The following is a 13,230-nucleotide window of genomic DNA, read 5'->3' on the forward strand; positions in this document are numbered from 1 at the left end:
TCAAAAATCTACCTAATTGTCAAACAAATGGTAAGAGACATGACGAGATCATCGCACCACAGCTCAATCCATTACTCGTGGTGTGACCGACAAGACTTGCCGCCTTTCGTGCAAGATATCATGGGTCTTGCCTAATCAACCTATTTAGGGGCACAGAAACACAGATATGCCCTTTCAATAAGGGCCTTATAATACCAGCCGTTTGATGAAATTAGTAGCCAAGTTAGTCCAAATGCAGGTTATTTAACCAAAAGCACAAGCAGCCCAATGACACCAGCATCCAAGCAAATCAGTTTTTTGCAAGCAAAAACTCGATGTTGTGAGAGGGCAACGACACGACATTATCTTGTGATTTGGCCTGTTTTCTGGCAAGCCACACCAGATCACAAATACCATCTGTTGGTTCAAATGCAGCCGGAGCATTCATCAGGATGTCACGTACTTGCTGGTGATCAAAGTGGTGGCAAGCATCATCCAATGACGCTAACAAAGGGCGCAGTCGCGACCAGGGCAACCAGCACTCTTGTGCCACCATGATCCTGGGATGCTCGGTTCCTCTGGCATCATCACCAATCAGTAACTCTTCGTAGAGCTTTTCACCCGGCCGCAACCCCGTTACCTCGATGGCGATATCACCATCGGGCCGCTGCTCATCACGCAGTGTCAGGCCGCTGAGGCGTATCATGCGTTTGGCCAACTCCATGATCCGTACCGGTTGCCCCATATCGAGCACGAAAACATCGCCTCCCTCCCCCATTGCGCCCGCCTGGATCACCAACTGGGCTGCCTCAGGAATGGTCATGAAATAACGAATGATATCGGGGTGAGTCAAGGTGATGGGCCCACCTTTGTCTATCTGTTGTCTAAACAACGGGACTACTGAGCCAGAAGAACCGAGCACATTACCAAAACGCACCATGCAAAAACGGGTTTGATGCTTTTCACGGGTCAACGCTTGCAAGACTAACTCAGCCATACGCTTGCTAGCCCCCATGGTATTGGTCGGGCGTACCGCTTTATCAGTTGAGATCAGTACAAACGTTTCCACTCCGGCTTCAATAGCAGCTTGTGCCGCATAGAGGGTGCCAAAAACGTTGTTACGCACCCCTTCGATGATATTGAACTCGACCAGTGGCACATGTTTGTAAGCTGCTGCGTGGTAGACGGTCTGGATCCGAAAGCTCTGCATCACTGTTTTGAGGCGATGCTGACGCTGCACAGATCCTAATAGCGGTATTAGCTCAGTTGCGATCCCTTCGCGCTGGCACTGCTCACTTAAATTTTTATGCAGGTCATAGAGGGCATATTCAGATAACTCGAACAATACAAGCGTAGAGGGGTGGCACCGCAAGATCTGGCGACAGAGCTCAGAACCGATTGATCCTCCGGCACCAGTCACCATGACAGCCTTACCTGTGATATTGGCCTCCATCAATCTCGTCACAGGTTCTACAGGGTCTCTGCCCAACAGATCGTCGATAGAGACCTCATTGAGCTGATCGATACGTGCAGAACCATTAACCAAATCGGCCATGCCCGGGATAGAGAGCACTTCGCAAGAGAGGGGCTCAAGTGCATTGATCACCTCCTGACGGCGAGCCCTGGTGCTGCTCGGCATAGCCAGCAAGATCTTCTGGACACCATGGAGCTCAATCAGAGTTGGCAGTTGGGCACTGTGATAGACGGTGCATCCCTGGATAACGCAGCCCTGTTTGGCGGGATCATCATCAACAAAGGCGACTGGATAAAACTCATTACCTTGCAGCAATGCCACCTGTAGCTGGCGCCCAGAAGAGCCAGCTCCATAGATCAATACCTGCGTACGAGCCAAACGGGTAGTATTAAGCAAGGCCCGAAAGAACAAGCGCACACCACCGACCAGCAGCACCAGAAAGGAGAGATAGATAACCGATACCGTTCTGGGCAAGAAGATATCGAAGTAAAACGCAGATATAACGAAGAAACAGGTAGAAAGAAATGCCCCTAACAAGATTGTCCAGAGCACTCGAAAACTGACATATCGCAATACCGCACGATACAACCCCAGACGAACAAATAGACCGATACTGACAATGATGATTGCCCCTAGCAGTGCCCAGTGATGAGGGCTATCGATTGGCCAGCTGCGCTCCAGCCTGATCCAGTAGGCCCCCCAATATGTCATTGTGATGAGCATGACATCGACTGTGACAGACACTGCGCGCTTACTAGTCCGGGACAAGGAACCAAGGAAAGTGAGCAACCAACTCCCCATAGGCAACAACTGATGTTTCATTCCGGCACTCCTGCATTCAGGTAATACGCAAGATAGGTTAACGGCAAGTAAGCAATCGACAACCCGAGAAAACCATCGATCTGATCAGAAACAATCATCGCAGCGATAGGCGCAAGCCAGAGGCAATTTATCAGCAGCACCGCCGAAGTCACGCGTCGATGGCTTTGCCAGCGCCTTGCAGCATATTGAAATGCATGAGTACGATGGGCTTCACTCAGGCGGCACTTTAGACGATAGCGATTCAACAAGGTCCAGGTGGCGTCGACTACAAAGACTCCGAGCATAACAAGCCAGCCCCACAGAAATTGAGGGGCAGAAGCGGCATCCAGCAACATCAGAGAAGCCAGCATCAAGCCAAGAAAACCACTGCCGCCATCCCCCATAAAGATCCTGGCTGGCGGAAAATTCCAGCACAAGAAGCCCGCCGCCGAGACCCCCAGTAGCAGGGGCAAACTGGCAGATGACCACTCACCCCCAACGAGATAATGAAATAAAGCCATGAACAGGCAAACGATAACGGCCTCACTGGCCGCCAAGCCATCGATGCCATCCATAAAGTTGTACAGATTGATAAACCAGATCACCCCCAGCCAAGCGATTAGATAACCAAACCAGGCAAGATCCAGCTGCCAGCCAAAGAAGGTCAGCTCTGGCAAACCATCAACAGCAGATACCACCAAGGCTGCCGCCATGCTCTGCACAATCAGGCGGGTTCTGGGCTTGAGAGAGATGTGATCATCGATAAAACCAACCAATGCAATGGCCAATGCTGCAGTCCATATCAAAGCGAAACTACCATGAGATATGCCATAGGGCAGCGGGAGCAGGGCGACAAACAAAGGCGCTGCCAGCAGAAAGGTCGCCACGATAGCCATGCCACCACCTCTCGGAGTAGGCACCTGATGTGAACTGCGATGATTGGGCTGGTCAAGCAAGTGGTTCAGAGCATAACGCCGGAGTAAACCAGTACCAGTAACTGAACAAAGCAGGCACAACATCAAAAAAAGAACAAATGCAAACATCAAGGTGACTCGTTATGGGAAGATGCCATCAAAGATAGGGTCTGAGAGAGCGAACAGGGTGCCGACCATTGTAATCGGCTCTGTGCCTTACTGGTATCCATTTCCAGAGAGCCATAAATACGCTGCAACTTGGAATCAATCCCCAAACAGCGGCCAAGCCCCCTTATCAACCTTGGTGGGGTATAAAACAGCCTACAGGGAACACCTTCTGCATCAGCAATCGCTGCAAGCAACTTTGATGTCGACATCGCGACAGGATCTGCAACCAGAAAGACCTGGTTCACTGCGGCTGGGTGCTCCATCGCATGGGAAATAAAGTCACACAGATTAGGCAACGCCAACAGGCTGCGCGCATTGTTCAGACGGGCAAAGGGTAGCGGGATCCCTTTGCGCACCCACGTCATCATACTGGCAAAGTTAGCCTTCACTCCTTCTCCATAGATAAGAGGAGGACGAACGATGGTAACAGCCATACCACACTCTTTCGCAAGCGCCATCAGCCCTTGTTCCGCATCATACTTCGAGCGTCCATAGGGATCTTCTGGCGGACTCTGCACATGCTCATCAAATGGCTTGCCTGGCTCGGTGTGCTCGCCATTCACTTTGATCGAACTGATAAAAATGAAGCGCTTTACTCCTGCGTCAGCCGCTTGGCGAGCAAGCGTGAGCGTCCCCTCTGTATTCACTGCTCGAAAAGCCGCCAGGGGATCTGTCGCGGTATCCGACATCACATGGACCCTGGCTGCACAGTGAACAACCACATCCACTTGTTGCAATTGGGCCGTCCAGTCGGCATCCTCAGTCAAAGAGGGAGCCTGAACCTGGTAAGAAGCCAGCGGGTAACATCGCACCGCACCTTTCACATTGGCTCCACATCTAATCAGGTGTTCACAGACCGCTTTGCCTACAAATCCGTTGGCACCGGTGACCAAGACTGTACTTTTGATATCTGCCATTACCACCAACGCCAACCGTGAATATTGAAGAACGTCACCATGGAACGCCCAAACATCCAGATATGGCGCCAGCCTTTGCGGGATGCATGACCACCGTGATGAACGACCTTCACCTGAGGGACATAGGCAATCCGGCTGATCTTTCCTGCCCGTAAACTGATGTCAAAATCTTCAAAATAGAGGAAAAAGCGAGGGTCAAATCCTCCGAGCTGCTGCAATACATCTGTGCGAAACAGCATAAAACAACCACTGACAATGGGTGGGTCCCACAGCACGTCATGATTGTTGAGCTGATCTGCCATCTCATATTTTGCCAAGCGCGTCTGGAATAACTTCTTCACACTCGCAGGAGCAAATCCACGCAACAATAGATCAAATACGGTTGGATAGCGTTTGCAGAGCCGTTGTACCTTACCATCCTCCCATGTTGCGAAAGGCGTCAATAATCCGCAATCCGGATGTTGCTCCATAAATTCGAGTGCATTTTTCAGTGCATCCGGGGCGACTTCAAGATCGGGGTTAAGGATAAGATGATATTTAGCATCAGTCTGCAATGCGCGGTTATGGCCAGCACCAAATCCAGGATTTGACTGTGCAAAAATCAAGTCGTGAACACCTATAAAGCTCTTGCTTATATCTTCATTTTGAATAGCAAAATCACTCGATGGAGAGTGATCTACAACTATCAAGGAACTAACAACCCCAGCTTCAGTGATTGCTCTCTGTAGTTTGTTGAGAGTGCTTGCTATCATCGCCTTTTCAGTACAATAAGCGACCACACCAATAGTTAGATAGGACTTGGGCATACTATTTACCATAGCAAAATATTGCGCTCACAAAGTCACAAGTGAAAAAAGATAGAGTTAGCATAGTAACTATATTAACCTTTCATGCCATGATAATAAAAGCTGACTGTACAAGTATCGAGCCAGCGCTTTCTATCGATTATTATAGGTTCATTTGACATGGTTAATTGCATGGTCCATAAAATAGAGAACGCTTAAACCATTAGCTTTACAATACATAAAAATCATTGTATCAATCACAACGAGCGTGAAATTAAAAGCCCACTGCAGACATTACACTAAAACATATGTTTTTAAATACGACATTGTTATTTTGTAAGAATCATCGCATAAACCTACGCTCAATAAAATAAAATGAAAATGACCCCATAAATAAAACCATCACAATAATAGATGTTGATAATAACATTGGTGACGAAATCATGCCCTTCACCTGATTCGCAGCATTTATGATCGGCATGTGATAAAGATAGATGCTGAAACTGATCATGCCGATAAATGATAGACCAGACCATCGACATAAACGAACAAACCATTTATTTCGCTCAAGCATGATAAATGCAAAAATAATCATCCCAAATCCCAAAGCCAAATAGGTTCTGGAAAATACCATCGAAGATACTTCTATCCAAAATGTATCGTCCAAATTTTTAACGAAACTGACAATTAAAATAAAGCCTGTAATAAGCAGCAAAAATGCAACATAGTTCCTTGGATGTTTTGCTTGAACTAAACAATCGGCATAAACAAAGGCGATGAAACAACCTATAGCAAATTCATCCAACATACCAATCACTTGAGTAGACCAGATGAATTCCTGCATGGGTTGACCATTAAAATATAAATAAATAATATAACGCCATAACCAAGCGACTATAAACATACCAAACAATATAATATACTTCTTACTAGTAGAGCGTAAAAAGCAAGCAGTAACAGCCATGAATATATAGAACGAAAATTCAACACCTAACGACCAATAAGCTCCATTAATGGAACCATGTGTTTGTTCTAAATAAGAGTGTATAAATAAAAGGTGCGCTACGGTATGCACAATACCATTGGATGTAGTAATGAAATAAAAACCACTAAATGTAATAGTGAGCAACATAGATACATAGTAAGGTGGTGCGATGCGCAGGAATCTACGTTTAAGAAAATTAATTACTTTCCACTCACGAGGTCTAATTACACAAAGGCAAATAAAAAATCCACTTAACACAAAAAATAGATCAACGCCTACCCATCCCCAATAAAATATATGTGGCCAAACGGCCACACTTAACTCTTCCATGTGATAAAACAATACCAATAAAGCCGCAACACCTCGCAATACGTCCAATGATTCTAATCGAGCAGTCATTTAATAATCTCGTGCATTGGTTTACGACTCAGCAAGCGCTTTATTGCTCTCTGCAATTTAAACGGAATGAAACGTGCCAATGAACTAACAAAGGGCATATTTCTAACTTTCCATAGATACTGTAAAAATTGTTCTTTTCTTGATAACAGTACAGCACTAGGAGCAATATTTAGCTTTTCATTCCACTTCTTGACTAATTTAGAACCATCAACAGGTGTCAAAACTGCCAAGCCACTCAGGTATTTCTCTTGATAGAAGATATCATCTCTCTCTATTTCATCACAAACTTCACTCGACACCACGAAATCGCTTAACTCGGCGCCTTGGGCATAAGCACGCCAAAATGCTGCACAATCAATGGGTTTGATATTCCATGGTAATAGTAAAGAGTGATTTCTATTTTCGATACGCTCGACAAAAGCACCAATATTCGGACATACAACAGGATATGTATGTTCAAGTGCAATGGATAATGTATAACTGTATGTCTCAGGCCATAAAGCAGGGAACCAGACAACATGAGGTTTAATACTATCAAGTTTCTCTTCAAGTTGATCCAGTCTATACGCACCATGATTCACAACCCCACGCAAGGGGCGATAACCATAACCTAGTAGATGAAACTCTATCTTATTTGGATCACACAGCAAGGCGACTTGTTCTAGTAGATCAGCTCCCTTTTCCCGACTTAAAGCACCAAGGATAAGTACACGTAGGGGGTCGCCTGGTTTATGGGCCTGCTTAGGTTCTGGGTAACGATAAGCATCTGGATGGTATGTAATAATTGCCTTGCTAGATAGCTCGCTCTTATTCCCATAAAGCCTACTAAAGCGCTGATATACATCTTGACTAGGATAAATAATTCGCTCAGCTCGAGAAAGTAAGGGAAATATACCGCTGCGCCATTCCTCGCCAGAAACACTGATTTGTGCAGCATCTCTACATATATCATCATAATTTTGATTATCCTCGCTCACAAATTGTCCATAGCGATCTGTAAGCGTTGGATTACCATTTAACATATAATAATCATGAATCGTCACATCATAGGAAATTCCTAGCGAACTAGGTAGCAACCAGGTGCGTGGTGGCAGACCCATGCTATGGTGAAAATGTACACGACTAACTCTGAGGTCTCGCAAGAAGCTCACTAATAATTCATATTCTGTGTGAATATTGAATACAAATGCATCGCTCTTATCACCGTTAAAGGCACTCAAATAAAGATTAACATATCCTTCTCTACCCCCAGGAGTTAGACGGAGAAACAATACCTTTCCCAAATAATATGATGCTAGCTCAGAAACATGTTGAGCTACCCCACCACCGAGGTGATGTGCTACGGCTAAGACTACTGGGAGACCCGTCTCAGCAATGTATCTTACTTTAGCCATCATCCTAGCCTGTCTTGCAGGATCTTGTGCAATGAATGCCATGACATCGCGGGTATAATTAGGGTGTAGTGTATTAAGCAGCTCTAATGCACGAGCTTTTCTTGGATCCCCTTCATCCAGAAAACTGACACCGCCTTTATGGTAGGCAAACACATTTAATTGGTGATAATTCTTCCATCCCAACTTTTGTGCTCGTTGGCACCAATCATTCTCCTCTCCATACCCCTTGCCAAAGGTCTCCTCATCAAAATAACCGACAACATCCAAGCAATCACGCCGGATATACATGCAAAATCCAACCCCTGTTGGTACTTCAACTAGCTCATTTTCGAGGGGCAATGTAGAGAAAAGGCGATCAAGTGCATTAACATCGAGGCCAGAATAAAGAGCATTATCTTGACAAAAATGAGGGAAACTACAGATCGTCGCATTATTAGAAAAAGGTGTCAAACTGGCAACCCGCTCATTGCTGTATGCGGCTTGTTGCATCCGATGCAACCAATCTGAATGAGAGACTTCTACGTCACTATTAAGCAAGAGTACATCTCGATCTTTATGCAAACGCATCCCAAAGTTAACTGTGCCAACAAAGCCCTTATTAACTTCGTTCTCATAAAGTTTAAAACCTAGTACATCGGCTTGTTCTCTCAGCCATGTTGTTAGTTCAGGTTCTGGTGAGCAATCGTTAATAACAATTAATTGTGCCCATTCAGGCATACTTGGCAATAATGATAAAATACACTCTCGGGTCTCTTCCAAACCACGATAAACAGGAATAATAATATCAAGAGAGTTTCTATTTTTCATACTCTTACCTTAAATTTGGATTATGCAATTCAAAGATAACATGGGAAGTTAAAGAACAGATTTCAGAGCAATAAAATCATCTAATAAATGCGTTAGATATGCGCTTTAAAAAAGCAATTAACTTCCAAGCCCTTGAGTTATTAATCTCATCCAAACAAAGTTGTTGCTCAATAATTATTTTTTTCTGTAATGTCGCTATGGACTCTATTTCTTTTATTGTTTTATTAATTGGCAATAGAAGTTTATTAATAACATTTAAAGGGATTGCGTCTATCAAAATATCAAAGTATACATCTTTAATAGCATGTTCAACTGTAAATAAAAGTTGAGGATCTATATTATCAAATATGAAATTTCTATCGATCTTGATATTTGCATTATGTTTTATTAAATTTATAGCTGGAGAAAAATCAACCACACTTACTATTCCACTTTGTTCACCAGGATCCAGCCTTAACTCAACAACATTAGAGAACTTATCTAAATTAAAAGAAACTCTATCATCCGTAAGCCGTGCACATAACGCTTTTTCCTCTGAAAAATCGATGTCTCCAGCTTCCTTTATATATAACTTTACCAGATGCCTCGAATCTCTTTTTGATTTTAATTTCTCAATGTTAACCTCAGCTATACAACGTTCGCGAGGGGCTAGCGTAAATATGAACTGATATACGTTCCCATAAACACGCTCATCAAAGTTAATCGGCGTTGTTTTTGTAAAATATTTAGAAAACTCTGTCTGCAAAACCTCGGCATAATAAGCAGCCTCTTTTATAGCAAAAAATCCACTATCATTCACCATATTCAAGAGATTTTGATAGGTAAAAAATCGGATGTGCGTATCATCCAAAAGGCCGGTATCTCGGTAATTAAACTCCTCATTAAATAACTCCAATAATACACCATCATGCCCAACATTAGGTACAGATATAATAACAACCCCATTATTGGAAAGGAATGACTTAATTGATTGCAATACTTTACTGGGCGAATACAAATGTTCTAGCACATCAGCAAAAATTATAAAATCATATTTATTGCCGTCTAGCTTGCTTTCCCATTGGTAATTTTCAATATTACCCAGCTCACTACCTATTAGAGCATGCCTCGCGTAGAATGATGCTTCTTTACCTGCGTTTTCATCTAATTCAATGATATCAACTATACAATCCAATGACTCTTTTAAGTATCTAGTTAAGCGACCGTGAGCAGGACCAAACTCTAAAACTCTTGCTTTGGGGCGAATTTGTTTTATTATTATTGATAAGCTGTTTTCGGTTTCAAGATCCAACTCAACGTTGTATTTACTCATTATGGTGTTTCGCTCCATTCATGAGGAATAACAAATACTCCCTCAGCTTCATATTCCCCAGCAACTACTATTTCTCTGAAACGGGCTCTATATTCAAAAGGAATTGTGGCTGTTTTTTCCATGATCGCACAATCAAAAAAATATGTTCCACCTAAAACACGAATACCACAAGTATACTCTAATCGGTAGCAATTTATTCCTTTTACCCAAGGTATTTCTTTTTTATCGAGCAGTGTATTCAAACCACAAATATATTTATTATCAAGACTATGTAGAGCGATACCTAACACAGGGCTATCGATAGAGTCATCAAATACTTCATATTCAATATCAATGAACAACGGAGTATATTTACTAACCCGACTAACGATGTGACCACAATCATCTTTGATAGTTAATTTTTTTATAGTAACTACAGCGTTAGGATTGAACTGTTCTTGAGTTTGCACATCATTGTTGCTTTTTAACTCACTTCCCGAAGTGGGTGCGTCAGCAATTTTCAAAAAATCAAGGTAGCGGTCGGTAACTTCATTTACATTGCCGCTAAGCTTTATTTTTCCATCTAAAATCCAAATTGCCTTATTACAAAATCGTTTCACACTATTTATATCATGAGATACAAACAAAATTGTAATTCCCTCTTGCATCATCTGATGCATTCTATCCATACATTTATGTTGAAACGCCTGATCTCCAACAGCTAGGGCTTCATCAACAATTAGAATGTCTGGACTAACATGAATAGCAACGGAAAATGCCAACCGAGCAAACATACCACTGCTGTACATCTTAACTGGCTGGTGAATGAATTCACCTATATCAGCAAAGGAAAGAATTTCATCACATCTATTCCGCATCTCATCATGTGTAAACCCCATCAAAGCACCTTGAAAGTATATATTCTCCAATCCAGTATACTCAGCATTAAAACCAGCGCCTAACTCTAGAAGGGAAGATATTTTTCCATTAACTTCAACGTTCCCAGAGGATGGAGTTAACACACCGGTAATTATTTTAAGTAAAGTACTCTTACCCGCACCATTTTTACCTAAAATACCGACTGTTTCACCCTTATTTACGGTAAAGCATACATCATTGAGCGCATGATACTCATGATGATATTTTTTATTAAAAAAATTCAAAGCTTCTTTCAAACGATCCTTGGGCTGATCATATAGTTTATAACTTTTGCAAATGTGTTTGACGGAAATTGCGATTTCATTTTTCATTTTATAAAACATCCGCAAAGTGAGGTCTTAACTTTTTAAAAACTGAAGAACCTAAAATTAAAATAGTTAGCGTTAATAACCAAAAACATAGAATTTGTGCAGGCTTTTCCCAAAACCAAACGTTATCAATCAAGCTATCTCTAAAACCCTGTACAATATAATAAATGGGATTTAGTTTAAAGATCCACTGCAAACTATTAGGCAACATATTTAATTGCCAAAAAATAGGAGTTAACCAAAAGCCAAACTGTATAACCATCGATATGATTTGAGTTAAATCATTAAAAAACACAACTATGCTGCTGGTTAACCATGCAACTCCTAACATCATTACTGTTGCACAAAAAACATAATAAAAAAGTTGCAACCAATATAAGTTTGGTTCATATCCATATAAAATAAACATTACCAACATGAAAGCTACAAAGAATGCATGAACGATAAATGCTGAGCACAACTTAACTATAGGTAATAAGCTTACTTCAAAAACAATTTTCTTAACTAGGAAAGCATTATCTTTTATAGAGTTAGTTGTAATGCTTAAGCTCTCACTAATGTAAAACCATGGAATCATTCCAGATATAAGCCACAATATAAATGGAGTGTCATTAATGGGGCCATTTCGAAAGCCCATTTCAAACACGAACCAAAAAATAACTATTGTGAAAGTCGGTTGAATAAAAGCCCAAAAAACACCAAGCAAGTTATTGACATACTTACTTCGAAAGTCGTCTTTCACTAAAGAAATCAGTATGTTTCTATTGGATAGAATGGATTTTATAAAATTAACAATTTGCTTTGACATATTAATTCGCCTTTTTGCGGCAAAAATCACAACATGAGAAACATGGTTGATCAATAGTTTTCAACTGAGATGTAATTAAAATAATCAGCATCAAGGAAAGATAAACCAGACTTATCCTTTTTAGATATATTTGGACGTCCATGACATGGCCATTCAATATTCAAGAATGTATCACTCCAAATAATTGCACGCTCACACTGTGGAGCATAGTAATTGGTTGTTTTGTACAAAAACTCAGCCGTTTCTGTCAGTGTGACAAAACCATGTGCAAACCCTTCCGGGATCCACAACTGTCGCTTGTTTTCCTCGGATAGGTGTACTCCAACCCATTGTCCAAAGGTCGGTGAGCTTTTGCGGATATCGACCGCCACATCAAATACTTCACCAGCTACACAACGCACCAGCTTGCCTTGAGCATGAGGCGGCAACTGATAGTGCAAGCCGCGCAATACCCCTTTTGACGATTTGGAGTGATTATCCTGTACAAAAGTCACCGGATATCCTACCGCCTCTTCAAACAACTTGTGGTTGAAACTCTCAAAGAAAAAACCACGTTCATCACCAAATACTTTTGGTTCAAAAATAAGCACATCAGGGATTGCTGTCTTGATTACATTCATCTGTCTACCCGCATTCAATTCAATCTTTATGGGGGCGCAACTTCCCTCCCCCATATCACATCAGGCTTTGGCAACCATTTTTAACAAATATTGGCCGTACGCATTCTTTGCCAGTGGCGCTGCAAGAATACGTATCTGGTCAGCACTGATAAACTTCTGGCGATAGGCAATCTCTTCCGGACAGGCCACCTTCAACCCCTGACGGGTCTCAATGGTCTGAATAAAGTTGCTCGCTTCAATCAGGCTTTCATGGGTACCGGTATCCAACCAGGCATAACCACGGCCCATCATGGCCACCGACAGATTACCTTGCTCCAGGTAGATACGGTTCACATCGGTGATTTCCAGCTCACCACGGGGCGACGGCTTCAGGCTCTTTGGCGATATTCCACACGCTGTTGTCGTAGAAATAGAGGCCGGTGACCGCATAGTTACTCTTGGGCTTCAACGGCTTCTCTTCCAGAGAGATAGCGGTACCTTCTTTATCAAATTCCACCACCCCATAACGCTCGGGGTCATGCACATGGTAGGCAAAGACGGTAGCGCCACTCTCTTTGGCCGCTGCGGCTTCCAACTGTTTCTGCAGGTCATGACCGTAGAAGATGTTGTCGCCGAGTACCAGAGCACAGGGGTCTGACCCG

At 42.6% G+C, this 13,230-nt stretch carries 10 protein-coding genes and 1 pseudogene; all 11 read right to left on the minus strand.

Annotated elements, in window-relative coordinates:
• Nucleotides 1-289: 289 nt before the first annotated feature.
• Entirely contained in the window at nucleotides 290-2,275 is a 1,986-nt protein-coding gene (locus ACTG2G_RS02700; protein ID WP_439985153.1) for a polysaccharide biosynthesis protein, read from the minus strand.
• Nucleotides 2,272-3,297 (minus strand): MraY family glycosyltransferase, encoded by a 1,026-nt coding sequence (locus tag ACTG2G_RS02705; RefSeq protein WP_439985154.1) that lies wholly within the window; start codon nucleotides 3,295-3,297, stop codon nucleotides 2,272-2,274. Before ACTG2G_RS02705 ends, ACTG2G_RS02700 begins: the two co-directional genes overlap by 4 nt.
• Nucleotides 3,297-4,253: a UDP-glucose 4-epimerase family protein gene (locus ACTG2G_RS02710; protein ID WP_421386261.1), complete on the minus strand. Its 957-nt coding sequence runs from the start codon at nucleotides 4,251-4,253 to the stop codon at nucleotides 3,297-3,299. The genes ACTG2G_RS02705 and ACTG2G_RS02710 overlap by 1 nt, the downstream gene beginning before the upstream one ends.
• Nucleotides 4,253-5,059 (minus strand): glycosyltransferase family 2 protein, encoded by an 807-nt coding sequence (locus tag ACTG2G_RS02715; protein WP_265784316.1) that lies wholly within the window; start codon nucleotides 5,057-5,059, stop codon nucleotides 4,253-4,255. The genes ACTG2G_RS02710 and ACTG2G_RS02715 overlap by 1 nt, the downstream gene beginning before the upstream one ends.
• A 322-nt stretch (nucleotides 5,060-5,381) precedes the next feature.
• On the minus strand, nucleotides 5,382-6,422 hold the full coding sequence (locus ACTG2G_RS02720) for an acyltransferase family protein (RefSeq protein WP_265784317.1): 1,041 nt from the start codon (nucleotides 6,420-6,422) through the stop codon (nucleotides 5,382-5,384).
• A complete protein-coding gene (locus ACTG2G_RS02725) occupies nucleotides 6,419-8,623 on the minus strand; it encodes a glycosyltransferase (RefSeq protein ID WP_439985155.1) in 2,205 nt (734 codons plus the stop codon). The genes ACTG2G_RS02720 and ACTG2G_RS02725 overlap by 4 nt, the downstream gene beginning before the upstream one ends.
• A 76-nt stretch (nucleotides 8,624-8,699) precedes the next feature.
• Nucleotides 8,700-9,935, minus strand: coding sequence for a class I SAM-dependent methyltransferase (locus ACTG2G_RS02730; protein WP_439985156.1), 1,236 nt, complete (start codon nucleotides 9,933-9,935; stop codon nucleotides 8,700-8,702).
• Nucleotides 9,935-11,164, minus strand: a complete 1,230-nt coding sequence (locus ACTG2G_RS02735) for an ABC transporter ATP-binding protein (RefSeq protein WP_206900194.1) — start codon at nucleotides 11,162-11,164, stop codon at nucleotides 9,935-9,937. The genes ACTG2G_RS02730 and ACTG2G_RS02735 overlap by 1 nt, the downstream gene beginning before the upstream one ends.
• Nucleotide 11,165: 1 nt before the next feature.
• On the minus strand, nucleotides 11,166-11,969 hold the full coding sequence (locus ACTG2G_RS02740) for an ABC transporter permease (RefSeq protein WP_439985157.1): 804 nt from the start codon (nucleotides 11,967-11,969) through the stop codon (nucleotides 11,166-11,168).
• A 50-nt stretch (nucleotides 11,970-12,019) separates the two neighbouring features.
• Entirely contained in the window at nucleotides 12,020-12,589 is a 570-nt protein-coding gene (gene rfbC / locus ACTG2G_RS02745; protein ID WP_439985158.1) for a dTDP-4-dehydrorhamnose 3,5-epimerase, read from the minus strand.
• A 60-nt stretch (nucleotides 12,590-12,649) separates the two neighbouring features.
• Nucleotides 12,650-13,230: pseudogene (locus ACTG2G_RS02750) on the minus strand (sugar phosphate nucleotidyltransferase); the annotation flags it as partial.

The organism is Aeromonas sp. 55A, from assembly GCF_051919665.1.
Taxonomy (GTDB): Bacteria; Pseudomonadota; Gammaproteobacteria; order Enterobacterales; family Aeromonadaceae; genus Aeromonas; species Aeromonas veronii.